The following is a 22,467-nucleotide window of genomic DNA, read 5'->3' as shown; positions in this document are numbered from 1 at the left end:
CCCTGTCGAACGATGCGCAGCTCATGGTTCCCATCCGTTGAATGAAGTGAAGGCCGGCACGCCGCTCATCGCGTCCAGGCAGGTGGCATCGAGGCGCTTGGCGTCGGCGGTCTCGAAGAACTGGCCGAGCAGCTTGGGCATGCAGCCCAGGGTCATGGTGCCGTGGCCCTGACCGCGCACCACCAGGTGGCGGCCGTTGGGCAGGCCCTTCAGCACGCGCTCGGCGTAGCGCGGCGGCGTCACCGGATCCAGCTGGCCCGAGGTCAGCAGCACCGGCAGATTGGAGGTGAACGGCGCGGTGAAGTCGGCCGGGCGGGTGCCGGTCGGCCAGGCCGGGCAGGCGGCGAAGAACATCTGCGCCACCTCCGGGCCGAGCAGCGTGTCGTGCGTCTGCGGCGCGCGATAGCGGTCGGCGTCCTCGGCACAGATCACCGACCACTGCATGCCGCGATTCATCTGCCCGTCCAGCTGCCCGCCCATCATCTTTGCCAGCGACATCAACGGCCCGTAACGGCCGTTGGCGGCCTCGTCCAGCACCAGCGGCAACAGCGACGCGGTCTGCGGCGCGTAGGAGAACGAGAACGCCAGGCTGGTGACGGTGTCGGCGGTGACGCGATCGTGGCGGCTCTGGCCGCTGGCCGGATCGCGGTAGTCCACCTCCACCGGCGCCTGCCGCAGGCGCTCCACCACGGCCCGCAGCTGCGCGCGGGTATCGGTGGGGAAGCGCTTGGCGCAGGCCACGTCGGCCTTGCATTGCTCGGCCTGCAGGGCGATCGCATCCTCGAAGGTGTTGGCGAACTCGCCGCCGACCACCAGGTCGTTCGGCGCCACGCCATCGATGACCACGCTGCGCACGTGCGGTGCATAGCGACGCGCGTACTGCTGGGCGACGCGGGTGCCGTAGGAGCCGCCGATCAAATTGATCTTGTCCACGCCCAGCGCGGCACGCACCGCGTCCAGATCGCCGATCGCCTGGGTGGTGGTGTAGTAGCGCGGGTCGGCGCGGCCCTGCAGCGACTGCGCGCAGCGCCGCGCGTAGTCGACCAGTTCGGCGGCGGTGGGCGCGCGCACCGGATCGGCCAGCGGTAGTTCCTTCCCGTCCGGGCCCAGGCAGCTCAGCGGATTGGACTGGCCGGTGCCGCGCTGGTCGATCAGGAACACGTCGCGGCGCTTGCGTGTCTCGCGCAGCGCCATGTCGACGATGCTGGCGACCTGGGTGGCGGCCTGGCCGGGACCGCCGGCCAGGAAGAACACCGGGTCCGGGTCGCTGCCGCCTTCCCCGGTGATCGGCAGCCAGGCGATGTTGAGCTCGATCTTGCGGCCGTTCGGCGCCGCCGGATTCTCGGCCAGCGCCATGCGCGTGCACTGCGCCGGCACGTTATTGGAAGCCACCGGATTGGTCAGCGTGCACGGGTGGAAGCGCAGCGCGCCGTAGCTGCGTTCGGACGTCTGCGGCGCCGGCGCCTGGGCCGCCTGGCAGGCGGCGAGCAACAGGGTGGCCGCCGCAATGGCGAACGGCCGGGAAGGGTGTCGCATGGTTCGCATCCTTGAGGTCATGGCTTGCAGAATGCCATGCCGGAACATGGCGTCGTCGGTGCCCGGTGGGGCATGGAACGGAGTACGCGGTTACTCGGCCTCATCGAACAGGAACACCTGCTCGATGCTGTGCGCGAACAACCGCGCGATACGGAACGCCAGCGGCAGGCTCGGATCGTACTTGCCGGTCTCCAGCGCATTGATGGTCTGTCGCGACACGCCCAGCCGCTCGCCCAGTTCGCCCTGCGACCAGCCTTGCGCCTCGCGCAGTTCGCGGATGCGGCTGTTCATTGGTAGCGGCGCGCGTTCGCGACCTTGACCACCCCATAGGTCATGCACAGTGCGGGGAACACCCACAACATCGCCGACGAGGCCGACAGTGCGATGACCTGCGCCGCCTGCAGGAACCCGGCCGCCATGTAGACGCCACAGGTCAGTCCGGCGGCGATGGCGATGGACTCCAGCTCGATGCGCCGCTGCAGTTCGTCGGAATCGCGCACGAAGCGCGCCACCGCGCGGATCACCAGCGCCAGCATCAATGCCGGCAGCAGCGCGACCACCACGCGCAGCCAGAGCACGTCGACGCTGTCGAGCAGACGCTTCCAGAACAGCATCACCACCACATAGGCCCCCATCGGCGGGAAGAACTCGCGGTAGTAGCGCCGCGCCAGCGCCCGCGGCGCGCTGTCGTACAGGCTGCCCCGCGACCACCACAGCAACACCGCCATGAACAGGCCGCCGATGCCGACGCCCATGCACACCCCACGCAGATAGGCGCTGCCGCCGAACGGCAACCAGGCCCCCGCCGCCAACAGCGCCAGACTCGCGCACAGCACCACGATCGCGTTGCGCCTGCAGTTGCCCATGCCCTGTCCCCAATCTCAGTCCAACCCGGTCCGGCGCCCGTTCCGGCTGCGCCCCTTGTCGTGTTGACCTTCCCCCTGTCAAGCACGCTTGACAGGAGAATGCGCGCCGCGGGGACGCCTGTCAAGCGTCCTTTACAGACGGGATGAAAGCATCGATGGACCCGCCGGCGCCCGGATGCGGACGTCCCTCATCCGCCCCTGCGGAGAGCACCTCCCCCCAAAAGGGGGCAATGGTCCCGAGGGGAGATGGGAGAAGCCAAAGCCCCTCTCCCCTCGGAAGAGGGGTTGGGGTGAGGGTGCGGGCGCGAAGCGCGCTCGGCATTTATGGAGCAAGCGGCTTCACCCGCAACAGACCTTCCCAGCGAGGCGGTCGCGGCTGAAGCCGCTCCTACGAGAGACGCCGGCGCCGACCGCTACTTGCTGCTGACGTACTTCTCGCGACGGATGTGCTGCACCGGCAGGCCGGCCTCCTTCAGTGCATCGAAGCAGGCATCGACCATGTTCGGATTGCCGCACAGGTAGGCGATGTCGCCTTCGGCCTGGGGCGCGAATTCACCGAGGAACTGCTGCACGTAGCCATGCCGCACATCGGCATGCGGCGCTTCCGGCAACTCGCGCGAGAAACACGGCACGAAGCGGAAACCGGGATGCGTCTCGGCGAAGGCGCGGAACTCGTCGCCGTACAGCAGCTCGGCCGGCGTCCGCGCGCCCAGCAACAGCACCACCTCCACGCCGCGCTCGGCCATCGCCGCTTCCAGCAGCGGCAACATCGAGCGGTACGGGGTGACGCCGGTGCCGGTGGCGATCAGCAGATAGCGACGGTTGCTGTCGCCCGGCTGCAGGCAGAAGCGCCCGTACGGACCGCTGGCGCAGACCTGGCCGCCGATCTCCAGCGCCTCGAACAGCGCCGTGGCCGCGCCGCCGGCGACGAAGCTGACCGCGATCTCCACCGTGGCGTCGGCCGGCTGCGCCGGATCGTGGCGGGTGGCCAGCGAATAGCTGCGCTTGGTCGCCGTGCCGTCGGCATAGTGGAAGTGCACCTGCACGAACTGGCCGGGCGCGAACGGCAGGGGTTGGCCGTCGTCGCGGACGAAGCGGTAGTGGCCGACGGCCGGGGCCAGCATGTGGCGATCGACCAGTTTCAGCGGGAATTGGGCAGGCACGGAGATGCAACAGTCTGTGGCCGGGGGCGACCCCACGAGGTCTTCTATAATAGCGGCTGCACTTCTCCTGCGCCGTCGATGCGGCGCGAAGGCCCGCCTTGACTCCCGCACCTGCTCTTTCTTCCCAGACGCCGGCGCCCGCCCTGCGTGTGCGCGACCTGCGCAAGACCTACGACAACGGCGTGCAGGCCCTGCATGGCGTGTCGCTGGACGTGCTGCCCGGCGACTTCTTCGCCCTACTCGGCCCCAACGGCGCCGGCAAGTCGACCCTGATCGGCATCATCAGCTCGCTGGTCAACCTCAGCGCCGGCCAGGTCGAGGTGTTTGGCACCGACCTGAGCAGCCAGCGCAGCGCGGCGATGCGCCTGATCGGCCTGGTGCCGCAGGAAATCAACTTCAACCTGTTCGAGAAGCCCTTCGACATCCTGGTCAACTACGCCGGCTTCTACGGCATGCCGCGCGCCGAGGCCGAGCGCCTGGCCGAAGTGGAACTCAAGCGCGCGCACCTGTGGGAGAAGGCCCAGGTGATGAGCCGCACCCTGTCCGGCGGCATGAAGCGGCGGCTGATGATCGCCCGCGCGATGATGACCCGGCCGCGCCTGCTGATCCTGGACGAACCCACCGCCGGCGTGGACATCGAGATCCGCCGCGACATGTGGCGCGTGCTGCGCGAGATCAACGCCGCCGGCACCACCATCATCCTCACCACGCACTACCTGGAGGAAGCGGAGAGCCTGTGCCGCAACCTGGCGATCATCGACCGCGGCCGCATCGTCGAACAGGGACCGATGCGCGAACTGCTGGCCAAGCTGGACGTGGAAGGCTTCCTGCTGGACATCGACGGCGAGCTGCCGGCGCAGTTGCCGGCGATCGAAGGCACCACCCTGCTCGCCCAGGACGCACACACCCTGGACCTGGACATGCCGCGGGCGATGGACCTCAACCGCGTGTTCGCCGCACTGGGCGACGCCGGCATCCGCGTGCGCTCCATGCGCACCAAGAGCAATCGCCTGGAAGAACTGTTCGTGCGCCTCACCGGCGAGCACCGCGACGCCGCCACGGCCAGCGCCGGCGCCACGCCGCCGCCCGCCACTCCCTGATGCCCCCACGGCGACGACCATGACCACCCAGACCGATTCCACCCTCCCCGTTTCCGACGCCACCCCGGCCCAGCGCAACTGGGTCGCGCTGGGCACCATCGTGCGCCGCGAGGTCAAGCGCATCCTGCGCATCTGGGGCCAGACCCTGGTGCCGCCGGCGATCACCATGACCCTGTACTTCCTGATCTTCGGCGGCCTGATCGGCTCGCGCGTGGGCGACATGGGCGGCTACAGCTACATGCAATTCATCGTCCCCGGCCTGGTGATGATGAGCGTGATCCAGAACAGCTACGGCAACATCAGTTCCAGCTTCTTCGGCGCCAAGTTCGGCCGCCACGTCGAGGAACTGCTGGTCAGCCCCATGCCCAACTGGGTGATCCTGTGGGGCTACGTCGCCGGCGCCGTGCTGCGCGGGCTGATGGTCGGCGTGATCGTGCTGATCATCGCCATGTTCTTCACCCCGGTGCGCATCCCGCACCCGCTGGTGACCCTGACGACGGTGCTGCTGGGCGCGACCATCTTCTCCCTGGCCGGCTTCATCAACGCGGTCTACGCGAAGAAGTTCGACGACGTGGCGATCGTGCCGACCTTCATCCTGACCCCGCTGACCTATCTGGGCGGCGTGTTCTATTCGGTCAAGCTGCTGCCCGGCTGGGCCGAGGCCGCGACCCACGCCAACCCCATCTTCTACATGGTCAACGCCTTCCGCTACGGCCTGCTCGGCAGCAGCGACGTGCCGGTGTGGGTGGCCTACAGCCTGATGCTGGGCTTCGTCGCGGTGCTGTCGGCGCTGGCGCTGTGGCTGCTGCGGCGCGGGGTGGGGTTGCGGAGCTGACGCCCCGCGTGCTCTCCGCACTACCCCGGCGTCCAGGGGTTCCACGCCTTCGCATGCCCGACGCATCCAGGCGCCGGGGCCGCTGGATGCGTCCCGTGTCCGCCCGGTTCCTCTGACTGCAAGCAGCGTGGCGGCAGGTCACCCGCCATTCGATGCTGCGGCCTTACCGGCCCGACCGGAGCAAGCGAATCTGCCTTGCTCCGCATCGATACACATTGCCGACTGTCTCGTCCCGCGTCGCCGGCCGCCCGCGGTCACCCCGCCCCGCGCGTGGGATCGCGGACGGAGCGCCATTCGCGGACGGCATCCCGTGCAACATGCCGACATATCCGCCACGCATCACAGCCAAATCTGACGGTGCGCACGGCGCGACTGCACCGAATTCACAATTGTATATTCCATACGGGATCGCACGCGTCCAAAGTTTGACTCTATAGTGTGATTCACATCAAATTTATCGCCAATTTATTAACGCAACTTTTCTTGTAACGGCAATAAGCCGACGCTACAGTGCACACGTCCGCTACACACCATCTCTTTACTGGACGTAAAGCGCGGGCCGGAGACCAGCTTCGTCTCCGTGAACGACTTCACTTAATGAACCCATGTCGCCACACGTTGCCGCTGGCACGTTTGTGTGTTGCCGGTAATTGGGCGATCGAGCCAAGGAGAGGAATCAGATGAAGATCCAACGCAAGCCCATCCGCTTCGGCCGCAAGCAGCAGGGCCAGGGCATGACCGAGTACATCATCATCGTGGCCCTGATCGCGATCGCGGCGATCGGCGTGTTCACGTTCTTCGGCGGCACCGTCCGCAGCCAGGTCGCCGGTATGGCGCAGGAACTGTCGGGCAAGGATGCCAGCGGCATGATCGGCCGCGCTGGCACCAATGCAGGCAAGGCGCAGCAGCAGGCCCAGAACGACAAGGGCATGGACAAGTACAACGGCAACAAGTAAGGCCCTTGCCACCATCTGCCCGGCGCGGGCAGATGGTGGCCTGCCGTTGATCTTGTCGGCAGCAGCCCTACGCGGGCTTCTGCGCTCAGCTAGCACACCCCAAATCCAATGGAACCAGCCGGGTCCGACGCGTGCGTCGTGCCCTCGGCGTGGTATTGCCCGAAGGAAGCCGTATGGTGACCATCGCCGCCGCCAATCACTCGACCACGATGGTCGCGCCGGGGCCGCTCCGCGTCCGCTCTAGGATGCGAGGGCAGGCCATGCCCATGGTGCTGGTATTCCTGATGGTGCTGTGCGTGGGGCTGTTGGTGACATTCAACACCGGCCAGGTGGTCGGTAAGAAGGTCGAACTCACCAATGCCGCCGATGCCGCTGCGTACAGCATCGCCGTCGAACAGGCACGCGCGCGCAATTTCGCTGCCTATCTGAATCGCGGACGCGTCGCCAACGAAGTGGCGATCGCGCAGATCGTCAGCCTCAACTCCTGGCTGACCATGGTCCACTCCACCACGGTCCACTTCGAAAAATTCAACAAGTTTGCAGAAGTGCTGCTGTTCTGGGTGCCTGGCCTGGGCGAAGCGCTGATCGCCATCGATCGCGCGATGACCGTGCTCAATAGAGCCATCAAGGCGTTCCGAATCCTCTTTCTGCAGGCCGCGAATGTCACCACCACCTGGCTGGACCAGGCACTCGACCATCCCTACTCGCTGGCCGCCGAGGCAGCTGTAAGCACGTTTGCGTCAGAAGCCAACGTCTTCACCATGGCAAGCAAAGTGGTCAAGGACAACGTGCCAGATGCCGATCTGACGACAGGCGGCAAGTTCGTACTTGCAAACAACGTTCGCTTGGCCGGCAACCAACTTCAATCCTATGATCCTGGTCGTGGCGCGGGCCTGAGAAGCGTCAATCAGGGCGGCGAGCGTTATCGCAATGTCGTGATGGCGTCTCGCGACACGTTCACGCGCGCACGCGACGGCACCGCATTCGGCGTATTCAACAACAACGGCGGCACCGACATGGTCGAGTACGACCGCTGGTCGGGTGTGGACGCCTTTCAGTTCCGTCTGCCCCTGTTCTTGAAGACCTTCAAGTTTCCGATCGGCTGGGGTGGAACTCAGGCGGTGAACGGGCGCAAACCGAGTTTCTTCGCCGGTATGAACAATGGGCGGGGTTGGAAATCGCCCTATGACGGCCGCCGCTACCAGGCCTACAACGGCACCCGAAGTAGCGATATCGCTGGCAGATTCATCGAGGGCGACCCTGCTGTCACGCCAGAATTCAAGCGCGACAAGGCATTCCTCAGCGGCTATCGCTATGGCATCAGCCCCAGGTATCACGATGTCAAGGACACCTATTCGCAGAGCCCCGATGGCGCCGACGCAGGGCCGATCTATACCGTCGAAGTAGGCACTCAGATCGCCAAGGCGCGCACCAGTTCCGCGTTGAAGATCGGCAGCGGGCGCATGCAACTCAACGACGAGGCGCACGGCGAGCAACTGCGTGCGATGGCGAGCGCCCAGGTCTACTTCAACCGGCCCTATGAACTCAGCGCCTTCCGGCGCTCGGTGTGGGGCAGAGGCGACGGAAAGTTCGAAAAAGGCAGCCTGTTCAGCCCGTACTGGCAGGCGCGCCTGGTGAAGACTCCCGATTCTGACCGCAGATTCCTGGTGCTTGCTCCATGATGGTATCAACCAATCGACTTCGCCCCTTGGCACTTGTGTGCATGGCATCTCTGGCGTTCACCGCCGGGTGCCAATCGCACGACGCGACAGAAGGCAATAGCGGCGAAGAATCTTCGTCCTCCGAAAGTGGCGTCAAGTCACTCCCTGCACTCCACGTGGTCCTGACATGGGAATCGCGTATGGGAGGCGAAAACTGGGAGCGCAAGAACTACCAGGCAAAGCTGGATGCCTGCCGCGGTTCCGGCATGCCGATGCGTGCGCTCTCCGCAGAAGAAGAGGCGAAGCTGGGAACCGGCGAGGTCGAGATCATGATCGACGCCCACCGCCAGTTCGCACATCAGGTCAGTTGGACGCTTGGCGTCGATGGCGACAGCGCGCAAGCCACCTGCATGATCAAGCTCGAGCAACACACGGACAAGAGCACTGTCGAAGACACGAGCGGCATGTACACCGCGCTGGATAGCGACGCCCGAACCCAGGAGCGTCAGAACGTTCAGTCAATCGGCTGGAAGTTGGCGGGCGAGAGCCAGATCAAGGGCCAGCCGTGCATGCGCTGGCAAAACGGCAAGCAGGAAGTGTGCATGTGGTCTGGCGGCACCAAATGGGGCTTTTCCGACTCTCCCGCGGACGTTGCCGGCTGTACGGTTGACGGCGCAGGCAACTATCTGCAGTCCATTCCACTGGACGCAAAACCGCTGCAGGGCGGCAACGGCTGCTTGCTGCAGGTCAAGTCGTTCAGCCTCGGCAGCGGCCTGATTCCTTCCAACGTGGCGGGCGGGAAGGAAGAGAACTAGGAGGACGCAGGATGAAGACGACGTTCTTTTCACCGCGCAGGATGCACGGACAGGGGATGGTGGAGCTGGCGGTGTGTGCCGCCGTGCTGGTTCCGCTGTTCCTGCTGATTCCCGTCGTCGCCAAACTGGGACACAGCAAGCAAATGGCGATGCAAGCCGCGCGCAATGCTGCCTGGGAAGCCAGCGTGGCCAACAACTATCAACCGCCCAGTCGCGCCCAGTTGCAGCAACGCGCGCTGGACCGCAACTTTGCCGACGCCGATACGCCGATCACCAGCCGTGCGTCCGGCAACGGCAGCGGTGCGTTCGCCGACCAGATGCTCAACACCTTCTCCAACCGGAAGTTGCTGGAGAAGAGCGACCTGTCGATCACGCGAACCGCCAACAGCAGTTCGCCCGGCTATGTCGACAACGCGGCCGGGCTCGTGCCGCGGAATTTCGCCGACGGCGCGTTCCCGCCCAATCGCAACGGCTATGTCACCGCTGAGGTGACACTGAACTATCGCGATCTGAAGACGACGGACGGACGACCTGCGCGCTTTCTGGAACCGCTGGACAATCTCAATCTGGTCGACAAGCGCCACCAGACCCTGCTGACCGATGCCTGGAACGCGTCCGGGCCACGCAGTGGACCGCGGAGCGTGGTCAGCGCGGTGCGTCCGCTGGCGCCAGTGTCCTACTTCAGCGGCCTCGATCGCATCTTCGACATGGTCAAGCCGTTGAAGCCGATCCTGCCGATGGTCGGCTCCCTCGGCGACCTGGAGCTGGGCACCATCGAGCCGGATGTCGTGCCCTCGGACAAGCTGGCCAATTATCCGGTCAAGCCGGGCAAGCCATGAACGCGCGCCGCTCCCATCGCATGCTCGCCAGCGGGCTGGGCGCACTGCTGTCTGCGGTGGCGGCGCAGCCGGCGCGTGCGGTGGACTGGCCGGACGTCCCGGTCCCGGACGAAGCCTCCGGCGAGGTCGTGTCCGACCACATGCTCTACAACGGCATCGCGATGCGCGCCAGCCGATTCCGCGTCGCCCAGTCGCCGCAGCAGGTCGAGCAGTTCTATCGCAAGGCATGGGGCGATCTGGTCGTGGCGACGCCGGCCGGCAGCAAGACCGTACTCGGCCACATGACCAAGAGCGGCTACTACATCACGGTGGAACTGAGTGGCGATGCCAACCGTACGCAGGGCCAGATCGGCGTGATGGAAATTCCGAAGAGAAACCTCCCCGCCGACGGCGTCGGCAAAGGCTTCGGCCGGCTGCCCGACACACAGGTCGCCGAGGACATCGTCTACATGGACACCCCGCGTCATGTCAGGACACTGAGCATGCTCAACCGCTACACGCCGCTGCAGAACCAGCAGTACTACGCGCGGTACTTCGCCGGTCAGGGCTATTCCCGCGACGGCTCCTCGTCGACCTGCACTGCGAGCAGCCCGCACTGCGTCTCCCGTTTCACCCGGCAGGACGATCGCGTCACCGTGACCTCGAGCCGGGGGCAGACCGGCACCGTGATCGTGGCGGTGGTCGAATGAACGCGCTTGCCCTGCCCGGCCGGCGCCTGCAGCGCGGCCAGTCCACGATCGAATACACCGTGGTGGTCATGGCGCTGGTGATCGTGCTGATCGCCAAGCCCGACGTGATCACTGAAGTGGTGACCACCCTGAAAGAACTCTATGCCGCGTTCGTCTATGCCATTTCGGTCTCCGACGTGCTGACGGGCTGAATCCTTTTCGAGACAAACCCGCCGACGGCACTTCTTCAATGCAGAAACCCAAACTCAGCAAGAACGTTCTTTTCATCCTGATCGCCGTGGTCATGGCCGGCCTTGCGGCCTTCATCGCGGTCAGCTACATCCGTACCACGGTCGCGGAACGGACCCAGGACAACCGACCGATGGTCGACGTCGCGGTGCCAGTGAACGATTTGCCGCAGGGCGCCATCCTGCAAGGTGGCGATCTGGCCCTGCGCACGATCCCGGCCGAGTTCGCGCCCGCCGATGCGGTCACGCCCGACAATCACACCCAGTTCGAAGGCAGGATGCTGCGTGCACCAGCACGCGGTGGTGCGCCCTTGAGCGCCAGCGCCCTGGTTCCGCTGTACGACCAGTTCTCGCGGCTGATTCCCAAGGGCAAGGTCGCCTACACGATGAGTGTCGACGAGAACAATTCGATCTCGGGCATGATCGCGCCAGGCGACCTGATCGACATCTTCTTCGTCAAGGACGCCACCACCGGCGGCAATGGTGGCCAGGGCGCGGGCGCGCAGGTGTTCCCACTGCTGCAGAAGGTCAAGGTGCTGGCCGCCGGCAGCCGCATCGGCGAGGCGCCGACGCCGAAGGACGGCGAGGAAGCCAATACGTCCACCGGCTTTTCCAGCGTGACCCTGGAGCTGGACCAGTACCAGGCCAAGCAGTTGGCCGTCGCCTCGAAGGTAGGGGCGGTGCGCGTGCTGCTGCGCGAGATCAAAGACACATCGCCAGGCGCAGCAACGGGCATGAGCGAGAGTCAGTTGTTGCGGTCGCTGGGTTCCGGCGATTCGGCAGACATAGGCAGCGGAAGCAGCCGCGTTGAGTTCATCATTGGCGGAAAGGGTTAAGCATGACGCAGGCAACACGTCGCAGGAGCAAGGCCGGAGCATCGGCGCCATGGTTGGCCGGCGTGTTGCTGGCGGGCATCGGGGGATGGAATGCATCGGCACAACAGGCCGCGAGCGCTGCACCGGCGGCACGGTCTTCCGCGCAGGCTGCAGCGGTGGCACGGCCTGCAACGCAGGCTGCACCGGCGGCTGGTCAGGCAGCGGATACACCCTCGGCCGAGCAGGCGCGCCTGATGGCGCAAGGACGCCAGGTCGACCAGTTCAAGCAATCGGTGGAATCGCAGATCCAGGAACTGGGCAGCAGCGGCGCCTCGTCGGGCGGTGGCGGCGGCGTCGCCCTGGCCGGTGACAAGAAGCCGTCGGTCGCCCCGTTGATCCAGTCGTCGCAAAGCATCTATGCCGGCGAGGCCGTGGTTCGGCGAGTCCCCGGGGCACTGCGGCGCATCGCGGTCGGCGACGGCGAGGTCCTGAGTGTCTTCTCGGTCGGCAAGTCCGAAGTGGTCATGATCGGTACCAAGCCCGGCGAGACCAACGTGCACCTGTGGATGGCCGATGGCAGCCAGCGCGACGTCAGCGTGACGGTGGGGGGAAGCAAGTCCGAAGGCGCGGCCGAGACCGTGCGCGAACTGCTGGGCAATACGCCGGGCATCACCGTGCGGGCCATCGGCTCCAACGTGGTGATCTCGGGCAACGACATCGACGCCGCCACCACGGCAAAGATCCAGGCGCTGCAGAAGATCTATCCGCAGGTGCTGAACTTCGCCGGCGCCGACCCGGTGGGCATGCGGCCGATGGTGCAGATGGACGTGTCGATCATGGAGTTCAACAAGAACGCCGTGGAGGATCTGGGCATCCGCTGGGACAGCACCATCGACGGCCCGATCGGCGGTCTGATCCGCGACGTCACCAAAAACGATTACTTCCGCGTGCTGCCGCAGGAGAACCAGACCTTCCAGGACATCAAGGATCGGTTGCCGACCAGGCTGTCCGGACCGCAGGGCTACTTCGGCATCGCCACCACCATCGCCTCGAAGATCAACCTGCTGATGAGCCGCGGCAAGGCCTGGGTGCTCGCGCAGCCCAAGCTGAGCGCCAAGAGCGGCAGCAACGCGACCTTCCTGGTCGGCGGCGAAGTGCCGATCGTGGTGCCGTCGATCCTCGGCCAGACCCAGATCGAGTACAAGGAATACGGCATCCGCCTGAACATCAACCCGACGGTCAACTCGTCCAATCAGGTGAATACCTCGATCATGGCCGAAGTCAGCCGGATCGATCCATCGGTGTCGGTGCAGGGCGTTCCCGGCTTCCTGACCCGGCGCGTGGAGACCGAGCTGAACGTCAATGCCGGCCAGACCATCGTCATTTCCGGCCTGCTCGATCGGGAGGCCTCCAAGGCCGTGGACAAACTGCCGCTGCTGGGCGACATCCCGATCCTGGGCAAGCTGTTCCGCTCCGATGGCTTCCGTGGCAACAAGACCGAACTGGTCATTTTCGTGACCCCGCGCATCGTCAGCCCGACTTCGCCGGAGAACCTGCAGGATCTGCAGCGTGCCCAGGGGATCGAGAAGGAATTGCAGGACGAGATCAGCCCACGGCAAGACAAGTTGATCAAGTAACCCACCCCACGGAGCGCAAGGTTCACCGCCATGTTCACAGTGCTGATCAATACGCCGGGAGGCGATACGCGCCAGGTCAAATGCATGCACCGCGAGTGCGGCATCGGCCGCGCCGACGCCAACCTGGTGATGCTGCAGGGCTGGAACATCGCCGGCAAGCACGCCACGCTGCTGCGCGAGGAGGAAGGCGTGTTCATCCTGCCCTTGGGTGGGCGCGAACCGATCACGCTCAACGGCAAGGTGGTGCTGGCCAAGCAGGGGCCGATCGACGGCAAGGACGAGATCCGCATCGGCCAGTACATGCTGAAGGTCAGCGGCGACGACGCACGTATCGTCAGGCAGACGCCGGCCGCCAACGACAGCGCGGCCGTCAAGACCGAGGCGGCGGCGGTAGCGCCCGCAACCGACGCGGCACCTGATCGCCAGCCGCCTGCGCCTGTCGCGACGGACATGGTGGTGGCCGGGCCGCCGCCATCGGATATCGCCACCTGGCGCACCAAGTTGCACATGGCGCTGGTGCGGCAGATGGATCTGCGCCGCATGGACGTGCGCAGCATGGATGACAGCGCGCTGCGCGACAGCACCATCAACCTGATCGACGACATCATCAAACGCGAGTTCAGCGACCTGCCAGCGGACATCAGCCCGCGCCGGCTGGCCAAGCAGGTCCTGGACGAGGCGATCGGGCTGGGGCCGCTGGAAGACCTGATCGACGATCCGACCGTCACCGAAATCATGGTCAACTCCCATGACGACATCTTCATCGAGCGTGCCGGGCGCATCCAGAAATCCGAAGTGGTGTTCTCCAACGAACGCGCCTGCCTGGCCGCGATCGAGCGCATCGTCACTCCACTGGGGCGGCGCATCGACGAAAGCTCGCCACTGGTCGACGCGCGCCTGAAGGACGGCTCGCGCGTCAACGCGGTGATTCCGCCAGTCGCCCTACGCGGCCCCAGTATCAGCATCCGTAAGTTCGCCACGCGCCGGCTGCTGGGCGAGGACTTGCTGAAGTTCGGATCGCTGAACGAGGCGATGCTGGAGTTCCTGATCATGGCGGTGCGCGAGCGCCGCAACATCGTCGTGTCCGGCGGTACCGGCTCGGGCAAGACCACGCTGCTGAACATCCTGTCGAACTTCATCCCCGATGGCGACCGCGTGGTCACCATCGAGGACGCGGCCGAACTCAAGCTGGTGCAGCCAAACCTGGTGGCACTGGAGGCACGCCCGCCCAACATGGAGGGCAAAGGCCAGATCACTATCCGCGATCTGGTCAAGAACGCGCTGCGTATGCGCCCGGATCGCATCGTGGTCGGTGAGTGCCGTGGCGGCGAGTGTCTGGACATGCTGCAGGCGATGAACACCGGCCACGAAGGCTCGCTGACCACCGCGCACGCCAACAATCCGCGCGAGACGCTGTCGCGCCTCGAGGTGATGGTGATGATGGCCGGCATGGAGTTGCCGATGGTCGTCGTGCGCGAACAGATCGCGTCGGCGGTGAACCTGATCGTGCACCAGCGCCGCTATCCCTGTGGCTCGCGCAAGGTCAGTCACATCACCGAGATCACCGGCATCGAAAGCGGCACCATCCAGATGCAGGATCTGTTCCTGTTCAAGCCCACCACCTACCATGGCCCCGACGGCAAGGTCGCCGGCAACTTCGTCGCGACCGGTGCAGTGCCCGAGTTCTACGAGGAACTCGCCGAGCGCGGCGTGTCGGTGGACCTGGGCATCTTCCGCAACCAGGGAAGCGCGCGCTGATGGCCCTGTGGCTGATCGCCCTGCTGGTGTTCGCCGGGACCGTGACGGCATTCCTGCTGATCGCGCGCTCCAGCGAGCAGTTTCTGAAGCGCTACCGCGAAAGCTTCATGGACCAGGCGCGCATGAACCTGGCGGACATGTTCCTGTTCCTGGATCCGGCCCAGGTCTACATGATCAGCGCCGTGGTGATGGTGATCGTCCCGCTGCTGGTGTGGATGCTGACCGGCAGCCTGATCATCGCGGTACTGATCGGCATCTTCCTGCTCTTTGCGCCACGCAAGATCTACGCGTTCCTGCGCAAGCGCCGGCTCGAGCAGATCCAGGAGCAGCTCCCCGACGCATTGCAGATGCTGTCCAGCAGCCTGCGTGCCGGCGTCGGGTTTGCGCCGGCGATGGAGGTCTTGGTCCACGACGGGCAACCGCCGCTGGCGCAGGAATTGGCGCTGGTGCTGCGCGAACAACACATGGGGCTTCGCGCCGAAGAGGCGATGGAGAACTTCAGCAAGCGCGTCCCCATCACCGACGCGGAGCTGTTCGTCTCGGCGGTCAACATTTCGCGCGAAGTCGGTGGCAATCTGGCGGAGACCCTGGCGACCCTGGCCGAGACGCTGCGCCGGCGCCTGACGATGGAGAAGAAGGTGAAAGCGCTGACCGCCCAGGGCCGCCTGCAGGGCATCGTCATGGCGATGCTGCCGGTGTTCCTGATCGGCTATCTCAGTCTGATGTACAGCGAAACCATGCAGCCGATGTTCCACAGTTGGCACGGCTGGGTGGTGATCACCATCTGCCTGGTCATGGAATACCTGGGCTACCGCCTCTGCAAGAAGATCATGACGATCGACGTATGACCTGGATGCTCGCCCTCGTCGCGCTTCTCGCCGCTGGCGCCGTCGCGCTGGTGGTCATCGGCACGCGCGGGGTGATCCGCGAAGTCGAGCTGGAGGACCGCACCTACTACGATCCGTTGCCGCGACTGATGCAACTCATGTGGCCGTTGGTCACGGTGCTGACCCGGCGCATCGCGCCGCGCTTGAGCGTGGCGCAACTGGAACAGACCCACCGCCAGCTGCAGGCCGCCGGCCAGGACTACACGCTGACGCCCGAAGAGTTCTATGGCCTGCGCATGGCCAGCGCGTTGGTTGTCGTTGTCTTCTTCCTGCTGTGCACCGGCATGCTCGGACACCTCGGCATCGGCTCGGGCCTGATGTGCCTGCTGTTCGGCGGCGTGCTCGGCTGGCTGTATCCCGCCCTGTGGCTGGGCGAGCGCCGCAAGGCGCGGCAGAAGACCGTGGTGCGCGATCTGCCGATCTACCTGGACTTCATCACCATGGCGGTCGAGGCCGGCCTGAACGTCACCGGCGGCATCGAACAGGCCGTCGCGAAGGGACCCTCAGGCGCGCTGTCGCAGGAGTTCTCGCGCATGCTGCGCGATCTGCGCGCGGGCCTGCCGCGCGCCGAAGCGCTGCGGCGCATGGCCGAGCGCATGGACATCGCGCAGATCACCAGCTTCACCAGCGCACTGATCCAGGCCGACAAGGTCGGCGCCAACCTCAGCGACACGTTGCGCGCGCAGGCCAACCAGCGCCGCGAGGAACGTTTCCTGCGCGCCGAGAAGCTGGCGCTGGAAGCACCGGTGAAGATGATGCTGCCGCTGGTGATGTTCTTCTTCCCGCTGATCTTCCTGTTCCTGGGCTATTTCATCTACTTGAAGATGCTGCAGGAGGGGATCCTGTGAAACGCGGGTGCATCGAGCGCAGCGCCGGCGCCCCAATCCCGCAGGTGTGGGCCGCGGATACCTGGTGGTCGCGCGCGCGCGGGCTGCTGGCGCGCCCGGCGCTGGCCACGGACGGATCGGAGGCCTTGCTGATCCGCCCCTGCGCCAGCGTGCATACCATCGGCATGGCCTACCCGCTGGATCTGGTGTTCCTGGGCCACGACGATGCCGTGCTGGAGTGGCGCGAGAACGTCAGACCGTATCGCACGGCACTATGCCGGCGCGCCGCGGCCACCATTGAGTTCCATGGCGGTGCGCTGGACCGCCTGCAACCGCAGCGCGGCGAACACTGGCACTGGCGCGCCACCGCGCCGGCGCCTTCCTCTCCGGGAGTCCGGTCATGAATGCACGCGTCCGCACCCTCCGCAGTCGCACGTCGATGCGCGGCCAATCCATGGTGGAACTGGTGATCATCACGCCGGTGCTGCTGTTCCTACTGCTCGCCGTCATCCAGGCGGTGCTGCTGTACCGCATGAAGTCCACGCTCGACTATGCTGCGCTTATGGCAGCGCGCGCGGGCGCGGTGAGCGGGGTGGATCGAGGAGAAATGCGTGCCGCTTTCGAGAAGGGCATGATGCCGCTGTACGCCACTGACAAAAGCCTAATGGGCGTGGAAACCGCACGTCGGGCAGCCCAGCTCGATCTGACGCTGAAGATGCACGGTCACATCACCGTCATCAATCCAACCCGCGCCGCATGGAACAACTTCAAGGAGCGCCAGTACGACGGCAGCTATGCGTTGCCCAACGACACGCTGGCCTACCGCAGCACCGCGATCGGCAGCAGTGGGGTAAATGTCCAGGACGCCAACATCCTCAAGATCAAGGTGGTCTACGACGCACCGTTGGTAGTTCCTTTCGTCGATTGGGTCTTGGGTGGAAATTCCCAGTATCTGAAGCCGGGCACATTCGAGTCCTCTCCCCTTCAAACGTTCACCCGGCGCCTGCCGATCGAAAGCTACGCCATCGTGCGCATGCAGTCACCCATCGCCAAACAGGGCAACCTGGACAAGTGATGTCCCGTCTCGCGCTGCTGGCGTGCGTTGCACTGCTGTGCCAGATCATTGCCGGCTCGGCGTGCGCCGAGGACGCCGCGTTCTCCGGCGTGGCGCAGGTCAGCACCAACGAACTTGGCGGCCTGAGCCGGATCCAGCCGCGCGGCGCGGCGCAGCCGGCGACGGTGTTCTTTCGCGACGACGCGTTGCGCATCCAGTTCCAGGATGCCAGCGGTCGGTCGTATGCGCTGATCCTGGCAAAGGGTGCGCCCACCGGCTGGATCGTCGGCCAGCAGGGCGGCGCGATGCCCGTTCCCGGCATGCGCTGGCCGCTACGCTTCGATCCGGAGCAACCCTGCGCGGGACTTGGGATGTTCGCCGACTGCCAGCGTGGCGACAGCGGCCTGCGTGCGGGCCGCGACGCGGTGCAATGGCGGTACCGCCTGGCCAATCCGGACGGACCAGGCAGAACCCGGCAAGGCACGATGTGGCTGGACCGTGAGACCGGCCTGGTGCTCGCCTATCGCGGCAAGACCGGAATGGAACAGCAACAGCACTGGGACATCCAACGCGTCGACTATGGCCCGCAACCGGACGCGCTGTTCCAGCCACCCGACCCGACGCACTGATCGCGCCTATGCTGCGATCCAAACGTGTGTCGCCATTGCCGGTCGACGCGGATTCATGGTTCTGCGGCAAGATCGGCCGACCTCCCGTTACACTAGTTTTGTTCGTCCCCCGACAAGGAGTACCTCTGTGAAAAGAGCAGTAGCGGCGACGTTGGTCCTGGCCGTCATCGCAAGTCTGAGTGCCTGCAAGAAGCATGAGCAGCCCGCGCATTCCGACGATCAGGCAACGCCCCCCGCGGCGACCGCCGGCAGCACGCAGGAAGCTTCCGCACAGCAACCTGCCACCAGTGCCACATTCGACCCGGCCAGCTTGCCGGTGTCCGACGTCCCGTTGGGAGACTTCCCCTACATCGCCCTGCCCAGCGGATATGTCACCGGTAACAAACCGGATGGCACCGACTTCGATCAAGTTCCGTTCTGGACCGGTGATCGCCTGCAACCGGTCGAGGGCAAGGTCTGGTCGGCGCAGATCAATGCGGCGGACGGTAAAACGTTCTCGGACATCGAACTGGAACGCAACATCGAGGCCATGGTCACTGCGCTCGGTGGCAAAAAGATTTTCGACGGCCGGATTCCCGAAGCGGCCACGCAGAAGATCAAGGAATGGCCGCGGGATTTCGCCACCAAGTACAACAGCGGCCTGGGCGATGTCTGGAACAACCCGGTGCAGGTGTTCGTGGTGCATCGCGCCGACCGCGACATCTGGATCCACCTGTGCAGCTACCAGTTCGGCGGCGGCCTGCTGATCGCCGAGACCAAGCCGCTGCAGGTCACCGCCAGCCTGCTGCCGGCCAGCGAACTGAAGACGCAGATCGACAAGACCGGCAAGGTGGCGCTGCACGTCAACTTCGCCACCGACAAGACCGATATCCTGCCCGATTCGCAACCGCAGATCGCGCAGGTCGTGCAATTGCTCAAGCAGGACGCGACTTTGAAGCTGGCCGTCAATGGCTACACCGACGGCACCGGCGATGCCGCGCACAACAAGACGCTGTCGGAAGGGCGCGCCAAGGCGGTGGTCGCCGCGCTGGTCGCGCAGGGCATCGAGGCGTCGCGGCTGAGTGCGGCGGGCTTCGGCGATGCCGATCCGGTGGCGGACAATGCGACCGAGCAAGGCAAGTCGCAGAACCGCCGCGTCGAGCTGGTAAAGAAGAACTGAGCCGCGCAGGGGCGCTGCCGCGTGCGGTCGCGCCCTCGTTGCCTGCACAGTTTCGGTGTGGCACAGCGGCACTGCCGCTCGCGTCGCACCGCCGGCAAACGCGCAGCCACGCGTTTGCCGGTACGCGTCCCGACAGCGGGTCGCATCCCCACTCTCTTGCGACCCTCGTCCCATGCGTATCCTCATTCTCGGTGCCGGTGCGACCGGCGGTTACTTTGGCGGACGCCTGGCCCAGGCCGGCGTCGATGTCAGCTTCCTGGTGCGACCAGCGCGGGCCGCGCGCCTGCAACGCGATGGTCTGCGCATCCGTAGTCCGCGCGGCGATGCGGCGATCGCGGTCAAGACACTCACGGTAGAAGCATTGCCCGGCGCGGCACAGGCACGGCCGTTCGATCTGGTATTGCTCAGCTGCAAGGCCTATGACCTGGACAGTGCGCTGGACGCGGTGGCGCCGGCGGTACTGGACGGCACCAGCGTGTTGCCGATCCTCAATGGCCTGCGCCACTACCGGGCACTGGATGCGCGCTTCGGTGCGGAACGGGTGATCGGTGGGCTGTGCTTCATCAGCGCCGTGCTCGACGCCGATGGCGCGATCCAGCACCTGGCCAAGCCGGCCTCGCTGACCTTCGGCGAGCGCGACGGGCGCGGTGCCGACAGCGCGCGCGTGCGTGCCCTGGCCGAGGCCTGCACGCAGGCCGAAGTGGATCATCTGGCTGCGCCGCGGATCGCGCAGGAACAATGGATCAAGTACACCTTCCTCACCGCGCTGGCGGCGGCCACCTGCCTGATGCGAGCGCCGATCGGGCGCATCGTCGCCAGCGACGATGGCGTGACGCTGGTGCGTGGCCTGTATGCCGAATGCACGGCGGTGGCGGCGGCCACCGGCGAACCGGTGCCCGAGGCGGCGCAAGCCAGCGCGCTGCAATTGCTGACCCAGCCCGGCTCGCCGATGAAGGCATCGATGCTGCGCGACCTGGAAGCCGGGCAGCAGGTGGAAGCACAGCAGATCGTCGGCGACATGCTCGCCCGCGCCCGCAGCGCCGGGCACGCCGCACCGCTGTTGATGGCCGCGTACTGCCACCTGCAGGCATACCAGGCCGGCCTCCCCGCACGCTGACGGGCGCCGCGAGGAAGCGGTTCGGTACGCCGTCCCGTCCTTCGCGCCTGCCACGGTGCGCTGCGCGCCGCAGTCATGGTGCCCCTTACCCCATAGGACATGCATCTTCGCGCGCCGCTGACGCGCCTGGCGCCTATGCTCGCCCACCACTTAGGGGCGGCAACGGGCACGCGCATGGAAAAACTGTTCCGCGGCGGGCATTTCCTCATCATCGTGCTGTTCCTGCTGTGCGCGGCCGGGCTGATCTGCATGGCCGTGCTGGAGCTGTGGCACGGCCTGACGCCGGGCGGCGAACTGGTGGTGCGCGACCGCTTCAACGTGGTGCTGGAGGCGATCGGGCTGCTCACCGTGGCGCTGGTGACCCTGGAACTGGGCCAGACCATCTACGAGGAAGAGGTGCAGCGCGACGTCAAGGTCAGCGGACCGACCAGGGTGCGCCGCTATCTGTCCCGGTTCTTCGTGGTCATCGTCATCGCCTTGGCGATCGAGACCCTGGTGTCGATCTTCGAACTGATGCACGACGACCCGGCCAAGCTGCCCTACGCCGCCGCGGTCGGCCTGTGCGCAGCACTGCTGCTCGTCGCCTGGGGCGTGTTCGTCAAGCTCAACCGCAGCGCCGAGGAGTTGGAGCCGGAAGCGATGGCCGAAGCGAAGCGCGAGGACGCGCAGGTCGATTGAGGAGGGTGGGTGCTGCCCAGGCGAGTCGCACTGACACTCGTAAGAACGGCTTCAGCCGCGACGAATGAAGCCCAACGCCGATTGACATTGTCAGGCGTCGGGACTGAAGCCCCTCCCACAAGAAAATCCCAACCCACTCCGTCCAAGATCTCCACCGGCGCATTGACCGGCAGGGTCGCGCAGAGGATCGGCATGGCCGACGGACCATCAGCCGCGACGGGTGCCCGGTCGCGGCTGAAGCCGCTCCTACAAAAGATGCGGGCAGCGCGCGGTTTTACGAATCCCGAATCCCGAATCCCGAATCGCCAATCCCCAACCCCAACCCCAACGCGCCGGCCCGCTCAGGCCGGCATCGGCAAACGGAAGAAGGTCCGCGCGGCGGCAGTGCTGGAAGCAGCGACAGTGGCTACGTCCTCGCCGCGGTCACGCGCCAGTTCCTCGACGATGTGCGCGAGGAACGCCGGCTCGTTGCGGCGGTCCTTCGGCGTCGGCTTGAGCGTGCGCGGCAGCAGGTACGGCGCGTCGGTCTCGATCATCAGCCGCTCGGCGGGAATGTGCTTCACCAGCTCGCGCAGGTGCGCGCCGCGGCGTTCGTCGCACAGCCAGCCGGTGATGCCGATGTACCAGTCGCGGTCCAGGTAGTCGAACAGTTCCTCGCGGCTGCCGGTGAAGCAATGCACCACCGCCGGGCCGAGCTTGCCGTCGAACTGGCGCATCAGTGCCATGAAGTCGGCATGAGCGTCGCGCTGGTGCAGGAACAGCGGCTTGCCGGTGTCCACCGCCAGCTGCAGTTGCCGCTCGAAGGCGCGGTGCTGCGCCGGCCGCGGCGAGAAGTCGCGGAAGTAGTCCAGGCCGCACTCGCCCACCGCCACCACCTCGGCATGCGCATGCAGCGCGCGCAGTTCGGCATCGCATTCGGCGGTGTATTCCACCGCGTGGTGCGGATGCACGCCGGCGGTGGCGTACAGCAGGCCCGGATGCTGCCGCGCCAACTGCAGCGCCAGCGGCGAGTGCTCGCGGCTGGCGCCGGTGACCACCAGTTGCGCGACGCCGGCGGCGCGGGCGCGCTCCAGCACCGCGTCGCGGTCGCGATCGAAGGACTCGTGGGTGAGGTTGGCGCCGATGTCGATCAGGGTCATGCGGTTGCGCGGGAATCAGCCGGGAAAGCGGCTGATTGTACGGGCCGTGGGCCTGCCACCGCTCTACAGCGGCGCAGCGG

24 protein-coding genes are annotated in these 22,467 nt (G+C 65.9%); 19 read left to right on the top strand and 5 right to left on the bottom strand.

What is annotated here, in order from left to right; all coding sequences use genetic code 11:
• Window positions 1-21: 21 nt before the first annotated feature.
• The 4 genes from FHR66_RS15135 to FHR66_RS15120 all read right to left on the bottom strand — a co-directional run bounded on the left by FHR66_RS15135 (window position 22) and on the right by FHR66_RS15120 (window position 3,526).
• Window positions 22-1,536 carry an alpha/beta fold hydrolase gene (locus FHR66_RS15135; RefSeq protein WP_160964496.1) on the bottom strand — a complete coding sequence of 505 codons (1,515 nt, stop codon included), beginning with the start codon at window positions 1,534-1,536 and terminating at the stop codon, window positions 22-24.
• A 90-nt stretch (window positions 1,537-1,626) separates the two neighbouring features.
• On the bottom strand, window positions 1,627-1,827 hold the full coding sequence (locus tag FHR66_RS15130) for a helix-turn-helix transcriptional regulator (protein ID WP_160964498.1): 201 nt from the start codon (window positions 1,825-1,827) through the stop codon (window positions 1,627-1,629).
• A complete protein-coding gene (locus tag FHR66_RS15125) occupies window positions 1,824-2,402 on the bottom strand; it encodes a hypothetical protein (protein WP_160964500.1) in 579 nt (192 codons plus the stop codon). Before FHR66_RS15125 ends, FHR66_RS15130 begins: the two co-directional genes overlap by 4 nt.
• Window positions 2,403-2,815: 413 nt before the next feature.
• The gene (locus FHR66_RS15120) at window positions 2,816-3,526 is read right to left on the bottom strand and encodes an FAD-binding oxidoreductase (RefSeq protein ID WP_237475211.1); all 711 of its coding nucleotides are present in this window, start codon (window positions 3,524-3,526) and stop codon (window positions 2,816-2,818) included.
• Between the two features lie 137 nt (window positions 3,527-3,663).
• Between FHR66_RS15120 and FHR66_RS15115 the strand changes: the two genes are divergently transcribed.
• The 19 genes from FHR66_RS15115 (at window position 3,664) to FHR66_RS15025 (ending at window position 21,248) form a co-directional block, all read left to right on the top strand.
• Window positions 3,664-4,665, top strand: coding sequence for an ABC transporter ATP-binding protein (locus FHR66_RS15115; protein WP_184449929.1), 1,002 nt, complete (start codon window positions 3,664-3,666; stop codon window positions 4,663-4,665).
• A gap of 19 nt (window positions 4,666-4,684) precedes the next feature.
• Window positions 4,685-5,500 carry an ABC transporter permease gene (locus tag FHR66_RS15110; protein ID WP_160964501.1) on the top strand — a complete coding sequence of 272 codons (816 nt, stop codon included), beginning with the start codon at window positions 4,685-4,687 and terminating at the stop codon, window positions 5,498-5,500.
• Window positions 5,501-6,180: 680 nt separating this feature from the next.
• A complete protein-coding gene (locus tag FHR66_RS15105; RefSeq protein ID WP_160964502.1) occupies window positions 6,181-6,456 on the top strand; it encodes a pilus assembly protein in 276 nt (91 codons plus the stop codon).
• 173 nt (window positions 6,457-6,629) lie between these two features.
• Window positions 6,630-8,138: a pilus assembly protein TadG-related protein gene (locus FHR66_RS15100; protein WP_237475204.1), complete on the top strand. Its 1,509-nt coding sequence runs from the start codon at window positions 6,630-6,632 to the stop codon at window positions 8,136-8,138.
• Window positions 8,139-8,179: 41 nt separating this feature from the next.
• Window positions 8,180-8,932: a hypothetical protein gene (locus tag FHR66_RS15095; RefSeq protein ID WP_237475205.1), complete on the top strand. Its 753-nt coding sequence runs from the start codon at window positions 8,180-8,182 to the stop codon at window positions 8,930-8,932.
• A gap of 11 nt (window positions 8,933-8,943) precedes the next feature.
• Entirely contained in the window at window positions 8,944-9,771 is an 828-nt protein-coding gene (locus tag FHR66_RS15090) for a TadE family protein (RefSeq protein ID WP_237475206.1), read from the top strand.
• A complete protein-coding gene (locus tag FHR66_RS15085) occupies window positions 9,768-10,460 on the top strand; it encodes a hypothetical protein (protein ID WP_237475207.1) in 693 nt (230 codons plus the stop codon). The genes FHR66_RS15090 and FHR66_RS15085 overlap by 4 nt, the downstream gene beginning before the upstream one ends.
• Window positions 10,457-10,651, top strand: a complete 195-nt coding sequence (locus FHR66_RS15080) for a hypothetical protein (protein WP_160964504.1) — start codon at window positions 10,457-10,459, stop codon at window positions 10,649-10,651. Before FHR66_RS15085 ends, FHR66_RS15080 begins: the two co-directional genes overlap by 4 nt.
• Window positions 10,652-10,689: 38 nt before the next feature.
• On the top strand, window positions 10,690-11,523 hold the full coding sequence (cpaB, locus tag FHR66_RS15075) for a Flp pilus assembly protein CpaB (protein ID WP_160964505.1): 834 nt from the start codon (window positions 10,690-10,692) through the stop codon (window positions 11,521-11,523).
• A 233-nt stretch (window positions 11,524-11,756) separates the two neighbouring features.
• A complete protein-coding gene (locus FHR66_RS15070) occupies window positions 11,757-13,139 on the top strand; it encodes a type II and III secretion system protein family protein (protein ID WP_160964506.1) in 1,383 nt (460 codons plus the stop codon).
• A gap of 30 nt (window positions 13,140-13,169) precedes the next feature.
• Entirely contained in the window at window positions 13,170-14,897 is a 1,728-nt protein-coding gene (locus FHR66_RS15065) for an ATPase, T2SS/T4P/T4SS family (RefSeq protein WP_202394526.1), read from the top strand.
• Entirely contained in the window at window positions 14,897-15,745 is an 849-nt protein-coding gene (locus tag FHR66_RS15060; RefSeq protein WP_160964507.1) for a type II secretion system F family protein, read from the top strand. Before FHR66_RS15065 ends, FHR66_RS15060 begins: the two co-directional genes overlap by 1 nt.
• The gene (locus FHR66_RS15055) at window positions 15,742-16,632 is read left to right on the top strand and encodes a type II secretion system F family protein (RefSeq protein ID WP_160964509.1); all 891 of its coding nucleotides are present in this window, start codon (window positions 15,742-15,744) and stop codon (window positions 16,630-16,632) included. The genes FHR66_RS15060 and FHR66_RS15055 overlap by 4 nt, the downstream gene beginning before the upstream one ends.
• Window positions 16,629-17,015 carry a DUF192 domain-containing protein gene (locus tag FHR66_RS15050; RefSeq protein ID WP_160964511.1) on the top strand — a complete coding sequence of 129 codons (387 nt, stop codon included), beginning with the start codon at window positions 16,629-16,631 and terminating at the stop codon, window positions 17,013-17,015. Before FHR66_RS15055 ends, FHR66_RS15050 begins: the two co-directional genes overlap by 4 nt.
• The gene (locus FHR66_RS15045) at window positions 17,012-17,686 is read left to right on the top strand and encodes a TadE family protein (protein ID WP_160964512.1); all 675 of its coding nucleotides are present in this window, start codon (window positions 17,012-17,014) and stop codon (window positions 17,684-17,686) included. Before FHR66_RS15050 ends, FHR66_RS15045 begins: the two co-directional genes overlap by 4 nt.
• Entirely contained in the window at window positions 17,686-18,294 is a 609-nt protein-coding gene (locus tag FHR66_RS15040; RefSeq protein ID WP_160964514.1) for a hypothetical protein, read from the top strand. Before FHR66_RS15045 ends, FHR66_RS15040 begins: the two co-directional genes overlap by 1 nt.
• A 55-nt stretch (window positions 18,295-18,349) precedes the next feature.
• A complete protein-coding gene (locus FHR66_RS15035) occupies window positions 18,350-19,453 on the top strand; it encodes an OmpA family protein (protein ID WP_343160647.1) in 1,104 nt (367 codons plus the stop codon).
• 172 nt (window positions 19,454-19,625) lie between these two features.
• Window positions 19,626-20,570 carry a 2-dehydropantoate 2-reductase gene (gene panE / locus FHR66_RS15030; protein WP_160964516.1) on the top strand — a complete coding sequence of 315 codons (945 nt, stop codon included), beginning with the start codon at window positions 19,626-19,628 and terminating at the stop codon, window positions 20,568-20,570.
• 174 nt (window positions 20,571-20,744) lie between these two features.
• Window positions 20,745-21,248 carry a hypothetical protein gene (locus tag FHR66_RS15025; RefSeq protein WP_160964518.1) on the top strand — a complete coding sequence of 168 codons (504 nt, stop codon included), beginning with the start codon at window positions 20,745-20,747 and terminating at the stop codon, window positions 21,246-21,248.
• Between the two features lie 341 nt (window positions 21,249-21,589).
• Here the strand turns inward: FHR66_RS15025 and FHR66_RS15020 are convergent, their stop codons facing one another.
• Window positions 21,590-22,387 (bottom strand): TatD family hydrolase, encoded by a 798-nt coding sequence (locus FHR66_RS15020; protein ID WP_160964520.1) that lies wholly within the window; start codon window positions 22,385-22,387, stop codon window positions 21,590-21,592.
• Between the last annotated feature and the right edge of the window lie 80 nt (window positions 22,388-22,467).

Source organism: Xanthomonas sp. F4 (assembly GCF_011761895.1).
Note: the sequence above shows the minus strand (reverse complement) of the source record. Positions and strands in the feature narration are given on the sequence as shown.